At 63.9% G+C, this 16,100-nt stretch carries 15 protein-coding genes; 7 read left to right on the top strand and 8 right to left on the bottom strand.

Annotation, left to right across the window (positions count from 1 at the left end):
- Nucleotides 1-170: 170 nt before the first annotated feature.
- A complete protein-coding gene (locus ACQKQA_RS06885) occupies nt 171-1,082 on the bottom strand; it encodes a LysR substrate-binding domain-containing protein (protein ID WP_427554830.1) in 912 nt (303 codons plus the stop codon).
- A gap of 114 nt (nt 1,083-1,196) precedes the next feature.
- Nucleotides 1,197-1,787, bottom strand: a complete 591-nt coding sequence (locus tag ACQKQA_RS06890; protein WP_427554832.1) for an NAD(P)H-dependent oxidoreductase — start codon at nt 1,785-1,787, stop codon at nt 1,197-1,199.
- Nucleotides 1,788-1,991: 204 nt separating this feature from the next.
- On the opposite strand from ACQKQA_RS06890, the gene ACQKQA_RS06895 reads away from it, so the two are divergent.
- Nucleotides 1,992-2,306 carry a putative quinol monooxygenase gene (locus ACQKQA_RS06895; protein ID WP_427554834.1) on the top strand — a complete coding sequence of 105 codons (315 nt, stop codon included), beginning with the start codon at nt 1,992-1,994 and terminating at the stop codon, nt 2,304-2,306.
- On the opposite strand, the gene ACQKQA_RS06900 is transcribed toward ACQKQA_RS06895, so the two are convergent.
- Nucleotides 2,296-3,060, bottom strand: a complete 765-nt coding sequence (locus ACQKQA_RS06900; RefSeq protein ID WP_427554836.1) for a sulfite exporter TauE/SafE family protein — start codon at nt 3,058-3,060, stop codon at nt 2,296-2,298. The genes ACQKQA_RS06895 and ACQKQA_RS06900 overlap by 11 nt on opposite strands.
- A gap of 201 nt (nt 3,061-3,261) precedes the next feature.
- Here ACQKQA_RS06900 and ACQKQA_RS06905 point away from each other — a divergent pair, with 201 nt between their 5' ends.
- Nucleotides 3,262-4,146 carry a LysR family transcriptional regulator gene (locus tag ACQKQA_RS06905; protein ID WP_427554838.1) on the top strand — a complete coding sequence of 295 codons (885 nt, stop codon included), beginning with the start codon at nt 3,262-3,264 and terminating at the stop codon, nt 4,144-4,146.
- A 106-nt stretch (nt 4,147-4,252) separates the two neighbouring features.
- On the opposite strand, the gene ACQKQA_RS06910 is transcribed toward ACQKQA_RS06905, so the two are convergent.
- From ACQKQA_RS06910 to kynU, 3 genes are all read right to left on the bottom strand, one after another.
- A complete protein-coding gene (locus tag ACQKQA_RS06910; protein WP_427554840.1) occupies nt 4,253-5,656 on the bottom strand; it encodes an amino acid permease in 1,404 nt (467 codons plus the stop codon).
- A gap of 87 nt (nt 5,657-5,743) precedes the next feature.
- Nucleotides 5,744-7,057, bottom strand: a complete 1,314-nt coding sequence (locus ACQKQA_RS06915; RefSeq protein ID WP_427554842.1) for an OprD family porin — start codon at nt 7,055-7,057, stop codon at nt 5,744-5,746.
- Nucleotides 7,058-7,161: 104 nt separating this feature from the next.
- Nucleotides 7,162-8,412 (bottom strand): kynureninase, encoded by a 1,251-nt coding sequence (gene kynU, locus ACQKQA_RS06920; protein WP_427554844.1) that lies wholly within the window; start codon nt 8,410-8,412, stop codon nt 7,162-7,164.
- Nucleotides 8,413-8,586: 174 nt separating this feature from the next.
- On the opposite strand from kynU, the gene ACQKQA_RS06925 reads away from it, so the two are divergent.
- A complete protein-coding gene (locus tag ACQKQA_RS06925) occupies nt 8,587-9,060 on the top strand; it encodes an Lrp/AsnC family transcriptional regulator (protein ID WP_427554907.1) in 474 nt (157 codons plus the stop codon).
- On the opposite strand, the gene ACQKQA_RS06930 is transcribed toward ACQKQA_RS06925, so the two are convergent.
- Nucleotides 9,061-10,074, bottom strand: a complete 1,014-nt coding sequence (locus ACQKQA_RS06930; protein WP_427554846.1) for an AraC family transcriptional regulator — start codon at nt 10,072-10,074, stop codon at nt 9,061-9,063.
- A 541-nt stretch (nt 10,075-10,615) separates the two neighbouring features.
- Here ACQKQA_RS06930 and antA point away from each other — a divergent pair.
- The 4 genes from antA (at nt 10,616) to ACQKQA_RS06950 (ending at nt 15,014) form a co-directional block, all read left to right on the top strand.
- Complete coding sequence (antA, locus tag ACQKQA_RS06935; protein ID WP_427554848.1) at nt 10,616-12,016, top strand: anthranilate 1,2-dioxygenase large subunit; 1,401 nt, start codon at nt 10,616-10,618, stop codon at nt 12,014-12,016.
- 2 nt (nt 12,017-12,018) lie between these two features.
- Complete coding sequence (antB, locus tag ACQKQA_RS06940; protein WP_427554850.1) at nt 12,019-12,510, top strand: anthranilate 1,2-dioxygenase small subunit; 492 nt, start codon at nt 12,019-12,021, stop codon at nt 12,508-12,510.
- A 12-nt stretch (nt 12,511-12,522) separates the two neighbouring features.
- A complete protein-coding gene (antC, locus tag ACQKQA_RS06945) occupies nt 12,523-13,542 on the top strand; it encodes an anthranilate 1,2-dioxygenase electron transfer component AntC (RefSeq protein ID WP_427554852.1) in 1,020 nt (339 codons plus the stop codon).
- Nucleotides 13,543-13,616: 74 nt separating this feature from the next.
- Nucleotides 13,617-15,014, top strand: a complete 1,398-nt coding sequence (locus tag ACQKQA_RS06950; RefSeq protein ID WP_427554854.1) for an amino acid permease — start codon at nt 13,617-13,619, stop codon at nt 15,012-15,014.
- A 175-nt stretch (nt 15,015-15,189) separates the two neighbouring features.
- Here the strand turns inward: ACQKQA_RS06950 and kynA are convergent, their stop codons facing one another.
- Nucleotides 15,190-16,044, bottom strand: a complete 855-nt coding sequence (kynA, locus tag ACQKQA_RS06955) for a tryptophan 2,3-dioxygenase (RefSeq protein ID WP_427554856.1) — start codon at nt 16,042-16,044, stop codon at nt 15,190-15,192.
- Nucleotides 16,045-16,100: the final 56 nt, after the last annotated feature.

Here is a 16,100-nt window from a genome sequence, read left to right on the forward strand (position 1 = left end):
CCTAGGTTTCAAACCGCATGAAAGTAATTTTCGTGAAGAGACATGCTTTGTCGCGGACGGATATGTCGTGTCGCGAATAATGAAAATCGACGGGAGGTATTTTCATCGCCCAAAGCCAGATCCCGGCGGCCAACCGCCGCCCCTTGCAGGATCAGGCATCAGGGGCGGGATCAGACGCTGAACAGCGGGTTGGCGTAGTCGGCCAGCTTGCCCTGGATAAAGTCGAGGAAGCACTGGATGCGCAGCGCCAGCTGCGAGTTGCGGTAGTACACGGCGTTGATCGGCTGGCGATAGCCGCTGTTGAACGGGGCGAGGATTGGGGTGAGACGTCCGGCGCGGATGTCGTCGATGGTCATGAAGTGCGACAGGCAGGCGATGCCCTGCCCCGCCAGCGCCAGGTGGCGCAGGGTTTCGCCGCTGGAGGCGCCGATGCCCGGCTGGATCTGCCAGCGGTCGCCGTGCACGTGGCGCAGCGGCCAGTGGTTGAGGCTTTCGGTCTGGGTGAAACCGAGCAGGGTGTGTTCGCTGAGTTCTTCCACCGTGGCCGGCGTGCCCTGTCGTTCCAGGTACGCGGGGCTGGCGAGGATATGCAGCGGGCTGCAACCCAGGAAACGCGCATGCAGCGTGGAGTCCGCCAGGGTGCCGATGCGGATCGCGATATCGGTGCTCTGCTCCAGCAGGTCGATGATCAGGTCGTTGCTGTTGAGCTCCAGCTGGATGTCCGGGTACAGGCGCCGGAACTCGGCGACGTAGGGCACGATGGCGTGCAGCATGAAGGGCCCGGCGGCGTTGATCCGCAGGCGCCCGGACGGGGTCTGCTGGCGGGACGACAGGCGCTCTTCGAGTTCGTCCATCTGATCGAGGATCAGCTTGGCCTGCTCGAAGAAGTACTTGCCCTCCTCCGTCAGATCCATGCGCCGCGTGGTGCGGTTGATCAGCGTGGTCTCGAGCTTGGCCTCCAGGCGCGACAGGGTGCGGCTGACCGCCGACGGCGTCTGCCCCACCTGCTCGGCCGCCGCGGAGATCGAACCGCACTCGATGACGCAGACGAAGATCTGCAGTTCGTCGGATCTGGCTTTCACGTATGTCCTCTGTCTCGATTGGCTGGCCATGCCCTGTAGCCGCTGCCGCAGGCTGCGATCGCCACCGAAGGGGGCACATCGGGCGTGCGGCGCGAAAACCGATAGTAGCCGGATTTACGCCGGGAGGTTGAACACCGCCTTGAGGTGTTCTTCGTAACGCTTCACGTCGTTCTCGATATTCGGGCGCTTCATCACGTCGACGCAGAGGAAGGTCGGCAACCCGCGCATGCCGAGGAACTGGTTGGCCTTGTGGAACGGGAAGTACACCGCGTCCACGCCCTTGGCCTCGAAGAAGTCGGTCGGGTCGTCGAAGGCTTGCTGCGGCGCGTTCCAGGTCAGCGACAGCATGTACTGCTTGTCGTGGATCAGGCCGCCGCTGCCGTACTTCTGCGAGGCGTCGGAACGGGTGCGGCCGTCGCTGGCGTAAAGGCTGCCGTGGCCTTCGGTGAAGACTTCGTCGATGTATTTCTTCACGGTCCAGGGCGCGCCCATCCACCAGCCCGGCATCTGGTAGACGATCACGTCGGCCCAGAGGAACTTGGCCACTTCTTCCCGGATGTCGTAGCCCTCGTCGATATGGGTGACTTTCACGTCGACGCCGCCGCGGTCCAGCACCGCCACCGCGGTTTCATGCAGGGTCGCGTTGTAGCGGCCGTCGGAGTGGGCGAACTTCTTGCCACCGTTGAGCAACAGTACTTTTTTCATGGGTCCAGCCTCATCAGGAACGACCCTTGGGCGCTGCGAGCAGGTCCGGGTCGAGAAAGTTGAAAACGATGGGGCGGAGAATATCGATGGGAGACGATATGAATAAGCGCGGTTCGGGCAAAAAACATTTGATCGAAAAGCACGAATGGAAGGCGGATTCGTGCCATAGAATTTTTTCACTCTCAATCGCTCTGGAACCGCACCATGTCCGAACAGCACGGTTTTATCCTTCACGCCAAGACCCGCCCGGAAATGTCCGACGCCTTCGAGACGCTGTTTCGCGCCTATGTCGAGCCCAGCCGCGCCGAACCCGGCTGCATCGAATACCACATGCTGCGCGACCAGCAGGACCCGAGCCTGTTCATCTTCTATGAGATCTGGGAATCCCAGGCGCACCTGGACGTGCACTCCAACCTGCCGCACATGAAGGCCTTCTTCGACAAGCGCATGGACTACCTGGAGCGCGACTTCGATATCCGCCGCATCGATATGCTCAGCCTGTCCTCTGCTAATCGCTGATCAGCAAGTGGCCGCCCAGCAGCCCCAGGCCGCTGAAGAACACCCGCTTGAACAACACGGCGCTGATGCGCTGGCGCAATGCCTGGCCCAGCCACATGCCGAGCAACGCAGGCAGCAGCGCCAGCAACGAAGCACCGAGTTCGCCGCCGCCCAGGGCGCCGCGCCCGTACAGGCCGGCCGCCAGGGCCAGGGTGGAGACGGTGAACGCCAGCCCCAGCGCCTGCACCAGTTGGTCCCTGTGCAAACCCAACGCCTGCAGATAAGGCACCGCCGGAATCACGAACACCCCGGTGGCCGAAGTGATCACCCCCGTCACCAGGCCGCAGGCCGGACCCAGCCAGCGCTCCACCCGTGGCGGCAACCGCAGGGTCGGCAATAGCAACCCGCTCAGGGCATAGAGCAACAGCGCCGCCCCCAACGCCCGCACCACCCAGCGCCCGCCGTCGATACCCAGCCACAGGCTGCCCAGCCCGGTGCCGATAGCGATCGCCAGCAGCATCGGCCACAAGCGCCGGAGCAACCCCGGCAGATGCCCGCCGAACGCCAGTTGCCAGACATTGGTCAGGGTCGCAGGAACGATCAGCAAGGCCGCAGCCTGCGTCGGTGCCATAGCCAGGCCGAGCAGGCCCATGGCGACGGTCGGCAGGCCGAGGCCGATCACACCCTTGACCATGCCGGCCAGGACGAAGGTGCCGATCACCAGCAGGGACAGGAGCCAGCCGAGGTTCTGGTAAAACGCGATAGAGGTATTCATGGCGCTATCCTGCGCCGGCGCTGGCGGGGTGAAAATCTGCCATATACTGAGGCAGCCTCTTGCCTGGACAGAGGCTCTGGATTTTCAGCGGCTGTAGCAACCCTTTCGCGGGCAAGCCTCGCTCCTACGTGGAGCGCGTTCTTCTGTAGGAGCGAGGCTTGCCCGCGATAGCCGCAACGCGGCGCTATCAAGGACCCTCTCATGCACTTCGACCTGACCGACCTGCGCCTGTACCTGAACATCCTCGACGCCGGCAATATCACCGCCGGCGCCAGCCGCAGCCATCTGTCCCTGGCCGCCGCCAGTGCGCGGATCCGGGCGATGGAGGCGTCCCTGGGCACCGAGTTTCTCGAGCGCGGGCGCCGCGGCGTAAGCCCCACGCCCGCCGGCAAGGCCCTGGCCCAGCATGCGCGCAGCCTGCTGCAACAGGCCGAACACCTGCGCCAGGACCTGGGGGAATATGCCCGGGGCGTCAAAGGCCAGGTGCGCCTGCTGTGCAACACCACGGCGCTCAGCGAATACCTGCCGGAGCCGCTGGCGGACTTTCTCTGCGCCCACCCCAACCTCGATATCGACCTGCAGGAACTGCCCAGCCTGCGCATCACCCACGCCTTGCGCCAGGGCGCGGCGGACCTGGGGATCGTCTCCGACGCGGTGGACACCCAGGGCCTGGAGACCCGGGCGTTTCGCCACGACCCGCTGGTGCTGGTCCTGCCCGCCGGGCATCCGCTGGCAGCCGCGCAGGCCGTGAGTTTCAGCGACAGCCTGCAGCATGACTATGTCGGCCTCGCCGCCCACAGCGCCCTGGCGGTGTACCTGGAAGAACAGGCGTTGCACCTGGGGCTGCGGATGCCGATCCGCATCCGTGCCGAGGGTTTCGACGGCATGATGCGCATGGTCGCCCGGGGTGCCGGGCTGGCGGTGGTGCCACAGGCCGCCGTCCAACGGCGGGGGCCCGATGCATCGCTCACCGTGCTGCCGCTGACGGAGCCCTGGGCGCAACGCCAACTGCTGCTCTGCGCCCGCAGTTTCGAGCAGCTGCCGGCCTACGCCCGGGCACTCCTGGAAACCCTGGGCCAAGGGTAGGAGCAGCCGGTCGACGCTCGATGGCTCGCGATAGCGTTCGTCGTAACGCTGCGGTGGATGGCCGCTGCGCGGATCGCGAGCAAGCTTCGCTCCTACAGGTTTGCAATCAGACCTTGGACAACGCGCCCGCCGTCGTCCGCGACCTCTTGAAGAACAGCCAGTACACCAGGGTCAGGATCGCCAGGAACGGCACGCCGAACACCAGGGTCATCTTGAAGGCGTCAGTAAAGTAGGTGGTGATCATCACCGCGCCCATCAGCACCAGCCCCAGCAGCGTGCTCCAGGGAAACAGGCGCATGCGGAACGCCAGTTGCTGCTCGCCATGGCGCTGGTGATAACGGCGGAAGCAGTAGTGGGTGAGGAAGATCATGAACCAGGTGAAGATCGCGCCGAACATCGAGATCGCCATCATCAGGGTGAACGAGCTTTCCGGGTACAGCACATTGACCAGGGTCGCCAGGGCGATGCCCGAACTGGACAGCAGCAAGGCATTGAGCGGGATGCCGCTCTTGCTCAAGGCGCCCATGGATTTAGGTGCATAGCCGGCGCGGGACAGGCTGAACATCATGCGCGTGGTGATGTACAGCTGGCTGTTCATGGCCGACAAGGCGGCGATCAGGATCACGAAGTTCATCACCCCGGTGGCGCCGGGAATGCCCAGGGTCTGCATCACCGTGACGAACGGGCTCTGGGCCTTGCCGGCCTGGGCCCAGGGCACGATGGCCAGCATCAGGGCCAGGGTCAGCAGGTAGAACACCACCAGCCGCACTATGGTCGCGCGAAAGGCCTGTTTCACCGCCCGCTGCGGGTCCTCGGCCTCACCGGCGGCCACCGCGATCATCTCCACGCTCAGGTAGCTGAAGATCGAGACGATCACCGCGATCCACATGCCCTGCACGCCGTTGGGAAAAAAGCCGCCGTCGGCGGTGTAGTGGTGCAGGCCGTAGGCGGCGTTGCCGGAGCCGAACACTACGTACACCGCGAGGATGATGAAGCCGACGATGGCGGCGATCTTGATGGTCGAGAACCAGTACTCGAAGTTGCCGAAGGTTTTCACGCTGATGGCGTTGAGCAGGATCAGTACGCTGGAGAACGAGACGATCCACACCCATTCCGGCACGTGGGCGAACCAGTACTTCATGTACATGGCGATGGCCGTGACCTCGGCGCCGACCGCCAGCACGATGGCCGCCCAATAGGCGTAGCGCACCAGGAACCCGGCCAGCGGGCTGATGTAGAACTCGGCGTAGGCGCCGAAGGAGCCGGAGGTGGAATGGGCCACGGTCATTTCCGCCAGGCAGCCCATCAGCAGCAAGGTGATGAGCGCGCCGATGGCGTAGCTGAGCAGCACGCTGGGGCCGGCATAGCCGATGGCGTAGGCGCTGCCCATGAACAGCCCGGTGCCGATCGCCCCGCCGATGGCGATCATGCTCATCTGCCCGGCCGTGAGCTGGCGCCTGAGGCCATGCTCACGCTTGGATATGGCTTCGAAGCCGGTGTTGTCGTTCATGTTTCTGTCCTCTGGATATTGTCTTTCTTGAAGAGAGCACATCGTTGGGGTAACGCGTTGGGGCCGCCCTGCAGGGCAGCGAATGGATCAGAAAATATTCAACGGATATTCGATGATGAGCCGGACTTCATTGTTGTCGGTGGTATCCGCCCGAGCCACCTGGCCGGTTGAGCGCAGCGTGCCCTGGCGCACCCGCACCGACAGATCCTTGGCCTTGCCGGATTGCACGACATAGCGCGCTTCAAGGTCTCGTTCCCAGCGCTTTCCGTCGCTGCCGTAACGTCCGTAGGCGCCATTGGCTCCACCGTCATAGTGGCTGTCGTCGATATGATCGCCGCTGACATAACGCGACATGAAACTCAGCCCCGGCACGCCGAAAGGCGCCATGTCCACGTCATATCGCAGTTGCCAGGAGCGCTCGTTGGGTGCGTTGAAATCGACGATCTGTATGGAGTTGGCGAGAAAAATCGAGGTGCCCGGCTGCTGGTCGAATCCCAGATAGTCGAACGGTTCATCGCCATCGACGCGTTGGTAAGCCAGGGTCAGGCGATGGGCGCCGACCTTGTAGGAGCCGGCCAGCGACCAGGTGGTATTGTCGATCTCCCCGGCCAGGCTCCGACCGGTGTCGTGGGTGCGGTAAAGATTGAAGTCGAGGTTCAGCGACTGGTTGCCGCTTACGGGGTAGGTGTAGTTGGCATTGGCGTAGTACTGCCGCCAGATATCGGTGAACTGCGAGCCGTACAGGCTGACGCTGAACTGGTCGTTCAGGGCATAGAGGCCGCCCAGATAATCGACGCTGCGGGTTTCCACGCCGGCATACAACGCCTTGAGGGCGCCGTCGCCATTGGTCGATGCACTGTCGTTGCCTGAAGTGAAGTGCCCGGCGTCGAGCTGCAGACCGTTCCATTCGCTGCTGGTCAGCTGAAAGCCGTTGGCCCGCTGGGTGAACAGCCGCGCGTTGCCCGTGCCGAACACCGGGTTGAGCGGAGTCAAATTGCCGTATTTGAGTTCGGTTTTCGAGATCCGCATCTTGAGCGCGCCACCCGCTTCGGAATATTCATCCTCGGCGCGACCGTCGGCGTCGAGCGGCAACAGACCCGTACCGCTGCGCCCCTTGCCGCTGTCGAGTTTGATCCCCACTTGCGCGAAGGCGTCGATGCCCAAGCCCACGGTTCCCTGGGTATAGCCGGATCGGTAATCCAGCAGGATGCCATGAGCCCACTCGTTCCGATAATTCTGCGCGCCGGGGTTGTTGAGGTTGTTGCGATAGAAATAGAAGTTGCGGTTGGTCAGGGTCAGGCTGCTGTCTTCGACGAATCCATTGTCGGAGGCGGCGTACGCCTGTTGGCCGAGACAAGTACCGATGGCAAGCGGCAAGGCTGCCCAGAGGGACGGCTTCATTCTGCGTGTTCCTTATTATTATGTTTTCTCAGAACGCTTTATTGGAGGCGACCGAAGCCCTGCCGCCGCAAAATCGCAACGGCAGGACTACGAGGCCAGGGGTATCAGGTGACGCTGTGGCGCACCTGGAACTGCGCTTGGGACCAGGTTTTCTGATCAAGGATTTCGCCGAGGATCTGCACGGCATCCCAGACTTCGGTGAAGCTTGTGTAAAGAGGGGTAAAGCCGAAGCGCATGATCCGCGGCTCGCGGTAATCGCCTATCACGCCCCGGGCGATCAGGGCCTGGACCACCGCATACCCTTCGGGGTGCTCGAAGCTGACATGGCTGCCGCGCTTGTTGTGTTCACGCGGGGTGACCAGTTTCAGGCCGTGACCGGCGCAGCGCAGCTCCACCAGCTCGATGAACAGGTCGGTCAGGGCCAGGGACTTGCGCCGCAGGCTGGCCATGTCGGTCTGCTCGAAGATCTCCAGGCCGCACTCGACCATCGCCAGCGAGGTGATCGGCTGGGTGCCGCACAGGTAGCGGGCGATACCGCTGCTCGGCTGATATTGCGTCTCCATGGCGAACTGCCGCGCATGGCCGAACCAGCCGGCCAGGGGCTGCGTGACCAGATCGCAGAGCTGCGGCGACACCCAGGCGAAGGCCTGGGAACCCGGCCCACCATTGAGGTACTTATAGGTGCAACCGATGGCATAGTCGGCGCCGGCCTGCTTCAGGTCCACCGGCACCGCACCAGCGGAGTGGGCCAGGTCCCACAGGCTCAGCGCGCCGCATTCGTGGGTCAGCGCGGTGACCGCCGGCATGTCGTGCATGTAGCCGGTCTTGTAGTTGACGTGGGTGAGCATGACCACCGCGGTGTCGTCGCCGATGGCCTGGGGCAGTTCCTCGGGGCTGTCCACCAGGCGCAGGGAATAACCCTGCTGGAGCATCTCGCTCAGGCCTTCGGCGATGTACAGGTCGGTGGGAAAGTTGCTGCTCTCGCTGACGATCACCCGCCGCTGCGGCGCCCGTAGCGCCTGCACGCGCAAGGCTGCGGCAAGCACCTTGAACAGGTTGATCGAGGTGGTGTCGGTGATCACCACTTCGTTGGCGTCGGCACCGATCAGCCGGGCCAGGCGGTCGCCCAGACGCTGCGGCAGGTCGCGCCAGCCGGCGCTGTTCCAGCTGCGGATCAGGCCATCGCCCCACTCCTCGGCGATCACCTGCTGCGCCCGTTGCAGCGCCGCCACCGGGCGCGCGCCCAGGGAGTTGCCGTCGAGGTAGATCACCCCTTCGGGCAGGGCGAACTGGTTGCGCAGTGGCGCCAGCGGATCCTGGGCGTCGAGGGCCAGGCAGTGGTTTCTTGTTGTCATGGGAAGTCCTGTTTTCACTATGGCGTACGACTGCGCCGGGGATATCGGCAGCAGCACGGTGAAGAAATAATGAACGAAGCCCTGGAGAATTTTCGTGCAAAATGCGTTGCAAGAGCGGCACAAGCTCGAAGATTATTCGACTACAACCTATAAAAACGCGGATAAATGCCAACCATGATTCTCGACTCCACAGACCTGCGCCTCCTGCACTTCCTGCAACAGGACGGCCGTATCAGCAACCAGGAACTGGCGGAAAAAGTCGCCCTCTCGCCCTCGGCCTGCCTGCGCCGCCTGCGCCTGCTGGAGGGCGAAGGCATCATCAGCGGCTACCGCGCGGTGCTCAACGCCGAGCGCCTGGGGATCGAGCTGGAGGCCATCGTCCACGTGTCGCTGCGCCAGGACGTGGAGGACTGGCACGAGACCTTTATCAAGAAGGTCCAGCAGTGGCCGGAAGTGGCCACCGCCTACGTGATCACCGGCGCCAGCAACTACGTGCTGCGGGTCCAGGCGCGCAACCTCAAGCACTTCTCGGATTTCATCGTCAATCACCTGAACCGCACGTCCGGGGTCACCGATATCCGCTCGGAAATCATCCTGCAGAAAATCAAGGAACAGGACGGCCTGCTGGACCTGGTACCGCGCAAATGATCAGAAGCCGCCCAGGCGCCGCGCGTCGTGGCGCTGCAAGGTGACGCTGGGCGATTCGCCGAACAGCTTGCGGTACTCGGCGGAGAACCGCCCCAGGTGGCTGAAGCCCCAGCCCAGGGCGATCTCGGAAATGGTCCGCGCCGAGCCGTGCTCGAGGATTTCCTGGCGCACCGCGGTGAGCCGGTATTTCTTCAGGTAGGCCATCGGCGACAGGGCGAAGTACTTCTTGAACGCCTCGAACAGCTTGAAGCGCGAGACCCCGGCGGCGGCCTCCAGGTCCTCCAGGCACAAGGGTTCCCGGGCGTTGGCGTGGATATGCTGGCGGGCGCGGAGCAGGTAGTGCGGCAGCTTGACCTCCAGCACCTCGCGCAGCTGGGCCGAGTAGTTGTTCGGCTGGGCCAGGATCAGGCCCTTGATCAGCGAGCTTTCCAGGTCCCGGGTGAACGCCAGCTGCTCGTACAGCTCGCTGCTGCGCTCCAGTTCGCCGATGAAATACTGCGCCATGCGCCACCAGGAGGCCGACGCGCCCTGCACCGCATCCATCACCGCCTCGAAGCGCAGCGGCGCCTCGGGCGGGCGTTGCAGCAAGGCTTCCAGGGCCTCGCTCATGGCCGCCCGGGTAATCACCACCTGGATTTTGCGGCAGTCGCCGGAGATCGCCAGCATCTGGCTTTCGTTGGGCGCGATGATCACCCCCTGGTCGCGGTTGGAACGCAGCAGCCGGCCGTCCTTGCTCAGTTCCTGGTCGCCGCTCAGCGGCAGGCTCAGGCTGTAGCTGCTGAAATGTTCGGCGTCCTCGATGTCGATGGTGACGTCGGTGCCGTACTCGATGGTGCCCAGGGTCGTGGCCCGGGACTTGAACACGTTGGCGCTGTGGTGAAAGCGGATGCGCTCGGGGGTCGCGGTCTCGAGCCGGTGCGGGCCGCAGATGCCCGACATCCAGCTGCGCGCCCCTTCGAGGTCGAAGCGATCGATACGAATATCGCGAAACTGCGAATCGGCCTTGCTATTCATCACGGCGCACCCACGGCAATTTTCGCGCGCTCTGACGGCGCGTCTGGTTGGAAGTACTGACCTGCAGGAGCAAGTTTTGCGCCACCGTCCAGCACTGCCAACTGCCTGGATAGCAATTGCCGACTAAGTGGATAGAACCTGCTCGCCCCTGGCCGAAAACCCGCGCCAGGCTGCGCCAAACGGTAGCTCATCGGCGCATCGCGGTGCAGCCGTTGATCGCCTGGGGCGCCGGCCCTGGGTATTTCCCCCACACCCGAACCCCGCCCCGTAGCCCCTGTAGCCGCTGCCGAGCCCTGGCGAGGCTGCGATCGGCCGCGCAGCGGCCGCCAGGCCAAGCACCGCCGAGTATCAGGCACACCGCGCCGTCAGGTTTACGGGGCTGCGCCCCGATCGCAGCCTCGCTAAGGCTCGGCAGCGGCTACGGGTGATCGGGCTGTTCAATTTTGTGGATGGCCTTGGCCGACTAAGCGGATAGCCACCCGGGCGCCCCACTCTCTCTAATGCAGGCACCGATTGGCCTGAATAAAAAAGGTACTCACTCATGAGTGGTGCAAGAAACGCAGAACAATGGAAAAGCTTCATCGACGGCTGCCTGGACTTCCGCCCCGACGACGGCGTATTCCGCATCGCCCGGGACATGTTCACCGAGCCCGAGCTGTTCGACCTGGAGATGGAACTGATCTTCGAGAAGAACTGGATCTACGCCTGCCACGAAAGCGAGCTGGCCAATAACCACGACTTCGTCACGATGCGCGCCGGACGCCAGCCGATGATCATCACCCGCGACGGCGAAGGCCGGCTCAACGCACTGATCAACGCCTGCCAGCACCGCGGCACCACCCTGACCCGGGTCGGCAAGGGCAACCAGTCCACGTTCACCTGCCCGTTCCACGCCTGGTGCTACAAGAGCGACGGACGCCTGGTGAAGGTCAAGGCGCCGGGGGAATACCCCGAGGGCTTCGACAAAGCCACCCGCGGCCTGAAGAAGGCCCGCATCGACAGCTACAAGGGCTTCGTCTTCATCAGCCTCGATACCCAGGCCGACAACGCCCTGGAAGACTTCCTCGGCGACGCCAAGGTGTTCTTCGACATGATGGTCGCCCAGTCGCCCACCGGCGAACTGGAAGTGCTGCCGGGCAAATCCGCCTACACCTACGACGGCAACTGGAAGCTGCAGAACGAGAACGGCCTCGACGGTTATCACGTGAGCACCGTGCACTACAACTACGTGGCCACGGTGCAGCACCGCCAGCAGGTCAACAGCGAAAACGGCAGCGCCGGCACCACCCTCGACTACAGCAAGCTCGGCGCCGGCGACGCCGACACCGACGACGGCTGGTTCGCCTTCGAGAACGGCCACAGCGTGCTGTTCAGCGACATGCCCAACCCCGCGGTGCGCTCCGGCTACGCCAGCATCATGCCGCGGCTGGTGGAGGAGTACGGCCAGGCCAGGGCCGAATGGATGATGCACCGCCTGCGCAACCTCAACATCTACCCCAGCCTGTTCTTCCTCGACCAGATCAGTTCCCAGCTGCGGATCATCCGCCCACTGGCCTGGAACAAGACCGAGATCATCAGCCAGTGCATCGGGGTCAAGGGCGAGTCCGACGCCGACCGGGAAAACCGCATCCGCCAGTTCGAGGACTTCTTCAACGTCTCGGGCATGGGCACCCCGGACGACCTGGTGGAATTCCGCGAGGCCCAGCGCGGTTTCCAGGGCCGCCTGGAGCGCTGGAGCGATATCTCCCGCGGCAGCCACCGCTGGGAAACCGGGCCGACCCGCAACAGCGAGGCCATCGGCATCCGGCCGGCCATGACCGGCACCGAATTCACCCACGAAGGGCTGTACGTCAACCAGCACGGCAACTGGCAGCGCTTCCTGCTCGAAGGCCTGGCCCGCAAGGTCGCCGCTGAACAATCCCTCAAGCTCAAGGAGGTGTGACGATGAACGCCGACCTGCAATACCGCATCGAGCAGTTTTTCTACCGCAAATCCGAGCTGTGCGACGCCCAGGACTGGGACGCATACCTCGAACTCTTCGACCCGCGCAGCGAGTTCCACCTGCCGCAATGGGACTCCGAGCATGTCTACACCACCGACCCCAAGCGCGGCATGTCGCTGATCTACTATGCCAGCCGCTCGGGCCTGGAAGACCGGGTGTTCCGCATCCGCACCGGCAAGGCCGCCTCGACCATTCCCATGCCGCGCACCCTGCACAACATCGCCAACGTGCGCATCGCCGAGCAGGCCGACGGCAGCCTGCAGGTGCGGCTGAACTGGCACACGCTGTTCTATCGCCTGGCCACCGCCGAGCAGTTCTTCGGCCATGCCACCTACAGCCTCATGCCCCACGGCGACAGCTGGCGGATCACCCGCAAGCATGTGCTGCTGCTCAACGACACCATCAATTCGGTGCTCGATTTCTACCACCTCTGACGGAGACCGGGCATGAACCACAAGGTCGCGTTCAGCTTTGCCGATGGCAAGACGCTGTTCTTTCCGGTGAACGCCAACGAAATACTGCTCGATGCCGCCCTGCGCAACGGCATCAAACTCCCCCTGGACTGCCGCGAAGGGGTCTGCGGCACCTGCCAGGGCCGCTGCGAATCCGGCCGCTACAGCCAGGACTACGTGGACGAGGAAGCCCTCACCAGCACGGACCTGGCCCAGGGCAAGATGCTCAGTTGCCAGACCCGGGTGCAGTCCGACGCCACCTTCTACTTCGACTTCGATTCCAGCCTGTGCAGCGCCGCGGGACCGGCGCCGCTGAGCGCCACGGTCAGCGAGGTACGCCAGGTGTCCGACAACACGGCGATCCTGCAACTGCAGCTGGACCAGGGCCAGGCGCCGCTGGACTTCCTGCCGGGGCAGTACGCCCGGTTGTCGGTCCCCGGCACCTCGTGCAAGCGCTCCTACTCGTTCGCCAATCGCTCGGGCAGCCAACAGTTGCAGTTTCTCCTGCGCCTGCTGCCCGACGGGGCGATGAGCAACTACCTGCGCGAACGCTGCCAGGTCGGCGATCGCATCGAGCTGGAGGCGCCGCTGGGGGCCTTCTACCTGCGCCATATCGTCCGCCCGCTGGTGCTGGTGGCCGGCGGCACCGGCCTGTCTGCGCTGCTGGCGATGCTCGAACAGCTGGTCGCCGACGGCTGCACCCGGCCCGTGCACCTGTACTACGGCGTGCGCCACGCCGCCGACCTGTGCGAAACCGCGCGCATCGAGGCCTATTCCGGGCAATTGCCGGGCTTTCGCTACACTGCGGTGGTCAGCGAGCCGGCGGCGGACTGGCCGGGCAAGCGCGGTTACATCGCCGAGCATTTCGATTGCAGTGAACTGCGCGACGCCCCGGTGGACATGTACGTCTGCGGACCGCCGCCGATGGTCGAATCGATCCGAATCTGGCTGCAAGATCAGCAACTTGAGAGCGTTCAGCTGTATTACGAGAAGTTCACCGAGAGTAATATCTGATCCGTCAGCATTCAGCCGAGATCTGGCCGCGAATACGGGCAGATCTGATAACAACGATAAAGAGAGCGTGTGTAGTGGATGAGATCCTGAAAACCGGCGAACTCAAGCGTGGCTTGAAGAATCGCCATATCCAGCTGATTGCCCTGGGCGGGGCGATCGGCACCGGCCTGTTCCTGGGCTCAGCCGGCGTGCTCAAGTCCGCCGGCCCGTCGATGATCCTCGGTTATGCGATTGCCGGGTTCATCGCCTTCCTGATCATGCGCCAGCTCGGCGAGATGATCGTCGAGGAGCCGGTGGCCGGCTCCTTCAGCCACTTCGCGCACAAATACTGGAGCGGCTACACCGGCTTTCTCGCTGGCTGGAACTACTGGGTGCTGTATGTCCTGGTGGGCATGGCCGAACTCACGGCCGTGGGCAAGTACATCCAGTTCTGGTGGCCCGAGATCCCGTCCTGGGTCAGCGCGGCGGCGTTCTTCGTGCTGATCAACCTGATCAACATGATGAACGTGAAGAACTTCGGCGAGATGGAGTTCTGGTTCGCGATCATCAAAGTGGTGGCGATCATCGGCATGATCGTCCTCGGCTGCTACATGCTGTTCAGCGGCACCGGCGGCCCGCAGGCGGCGGTGAGCAACCTGTGGAGCCACGACGGCTTCTTCCCCAACGGCGGCACCGGCCTGCTGATGGCCATGGCCTTCATCATGTTCTCCTTCGGCGGCCTGGAGCTGGTGGGCATCACCGCCGCCGAGGCCAGCGAGCCGCGCAAGGTGATCCCCAAGGCGATCAACCAGGTGGTGTACCGGGTGCTGATCTTCTACGTCGGCGCCCTGACCGTGCTGCTCAGCCTGTACCCCTGGAACGAGCTGCTGGTCAGCCTCAACGCCTCCGGCGACTCCTACGGCGGCAGCCCGTTCGTGCGGATCTTCTCGCTGATCGGCAGCGACGCCGCGGCGCAGGTGCTGAACTTCGTGGTCCTGACCGCGGCGCTGTCGGTGTACAACAGCTGCGTGTACAGCAACAGCCGCATGCTCTACGGCCTGGCCGAACAGGGTGACGCGCCCAAGGCGATGATGAAGCTGAACAAACAGGGGGTGCCGCTGCTGGCGCTGGGCGTCTCGGCGCTGATCACCCTGCTCTGTGTGCTGGTCAACTACCTGGCGCCCCATGAGGCCCTGGAGCTGCTGATGGCCTTGGTGGTCGCGTCGTTGATGATCAACTGGGCGCTGATCAGCCTGACCCACCTGAAGTTCCGCAAGTCCATGAACCGGCAAGGCATAGTGCCGTCGTTCAAGACCTTCTGGTTCCCGTTCAGCAACTACCTGTGCCTGGCCTTCATGCTGGTGATCATTGGCGTGATGCTGATGATTCCGGGAATCCGGGTGTCGGTCTACGCCATTCCGGTCTGGGGCCTGCTGATCTGGGCCTTCTATCGCCTGCGGCTGGCCAGGGCCGACGCTCGGGCGGTGGCCTGACAGAACGGCGGTGCGCCCATCGCGGGCAAGTCGGATCGCCGCCCGCTCGCTCCTACAGAAGCGCAGCTTGCCCACGATAAACGATGACCCGGTGGCCCCGATGACAACGCCCCCGTGTCCAACATGAAAAAGGCCCGGCATTCGATGAATGCCGGGCCTTTTTCCTGCCTGTCGTTTACAGCGTCGAACGCACGCGCCACAGCTCGGGGAACAGCACGGTGTCGAGCATCTTGCGCAGGTAGCCGACCCCTTCGGTACCGCCGGTGCCGGGCTGGAAGCCAATGATGCGCTCCACCGTGGTCACATGACGGAAGCGCCACTGGCGGAAGGAGTCCTCAAGGTCGATGAACTTCTCCGCCAACTGGTACAGGTCCCAGTACCGCGACGGGTCGGCATACACCTCATGCCAGGCCGCCTCCACCGAAGGGTCATGCCGGGTCGGCTCGCGGCTGCTCAGGGCCAGGCGCTCGGGGTCGATGGCCAGGCCGGACCTGGCCATCAGGCCAATGGCCTCGTCGTACAGCGACGGCGTGGCAATCGCCAGCTCCAGCTCCTGGAGCAGCTCCGGACGGTGGGCATGGGGACGCAGCAGGGTCGCGCTCTTGTTACCGAGAATGAACTCGATCTCGCGGTACTGGAACGACTGGAAGCCCGAGGAATGCCCCAGGTACGGACGGATCGACTTGTACTCGGACGGGGTCATGGTCGCCAGCACCGCCCAGGCGTGCACCAGCTGGTCGAAGATCCGCGACACCCGCGCCAGCATCTTGAACGCCGGCTGCAACTGCCCCTGATGCACATGCTCGCGAGCCGCATTGAGCTCATGCAGCATCAGCTTCATCCACAGCTCCGAGGTCTGGTGCTGGATGATGAAGAGCATTTCGTTATGGTCCGGCGACAGGGGGTGCTGGGCATTGAGGATGCGCCCCAGGTCCAGGTAGTCGCCGTAGCTCATGGAATCGGAAAAATTCAGCTCGGCGTTATGCCAGCCATCGGGCGGCGGGCTGCTCGAGTAAGGACATTGACTCATCGCGTGGGCTCCTCATGTCGGGTCGCGGCTGATCGATCCCCCGTCGCAGGCCCTGG

Source organism: Pseudomonas sp. NPDC089530 (genome assembly GCF_050280705.1).
Lineage (GTDB): Bacteria > Pseudomonadota > Gammaproteobacteria > Pseudomonadales > Pseudomonadaceae > Aquipseudomonas.

What these genes read in the sequence shown, in the direction of transcription:
- kynA (WP_427554856.1), bottom strand. Translation starts at nt 16,044, where the DNA reads ATGAGTCAATGTCCTTACTCGAGCAGCCCGCCGCCCGATGGCTGGCAT.
- ACQKQA_RS06905 (WP_427554838.1), top strand. Translation starts at nt 3,262, where the DNA reads ATGCACTTCGACCTGACCGACCTGCGCCTGTACCTGAACATCCTCGAC.
- kynU (WP_427554844.1), bottom strand. Translation starts at nt 8,412, where the DNA reads ATGACAACAAGAAACCACTGCCTGGCCCTCGACGCCCAGGATCCGCTG.
- antC (WP_427554852.1), top strand. Translation starts at nt 12,523, where the DNA reads ATGAACCACAAGGTCGCGTTCAGCTTTGCCGATGGCAAGACGCTGTTC.
- ACQKQA_RS06900 (WP_427554836.1), bottom strand. Translation starts at nt 3,060, where the DNA reads ATGAATACCTCTATCGCGTTTTACCAGAACCTCGGCTGGCTCCTGTCC.
- ACQKQA_RS06930 (WP_427554846.1), bottom strand. Translation starts at nt 10,074, where the DNA reads ATGAATAGCAAGGCCGATTCGCAGTTTCGCGATATTCGTATCGATCGC.
- ACQKQA_RS06890 (WP_427554832.1), bottom strand. Translation starts at nt 1,787, where the DNA reads ATGAAAAAAGTACTGTTGCTCAACGGTGGCAAGAAGTTCGCCCACTCC.
- antA (WP_427554848.1), top strand. Translation starts at nt 10,616, where the DNA reads ATGAGTGGTGCAAGAAACGCAGAACAATGGAAAAGCTTCATCGACGGC.
- antB (WP_427554850.1), top strand. Translation starts at nt 12,019, where the DNA reads ATGAACGCCGACCTGCAATACCGCATCGAGCAGTTTTTCTACCGCAAA.
- ACQKQA_RS06925 (WP_427554907.1), top strand. Translation starts at nt 8,587, where the DNA reads ATGATTCTCGACTCCACAGACCTGCGCCTCCTGCACTTCCTGCAACAG.
- ACQKQA_RS06915 (WP_427554842.1), bottom strand. Translation starts at nt 7,057, where the DNA reads ATGAAGCCGTCCCTCTGGGCAGCCTTGCCGCTTGCCATCGGTACTTGT.
- ACQKQA_RS06895 (WP_427554834.1), top strand. Translation starts at nt 1,992, where the DNA reads ATGTCCGAACAGCACGGTTTTATCCTTCACGCCAAGACCCGCCCGGAA.
- ACQKQA_RS06910 (WP_427554840.1), bottom strand. Translation starts at nt 5,656, where the DNA reads ATGAACGACAACACCGGCTTCGAAGCCATATCCAAGCGTGAGCATGGC.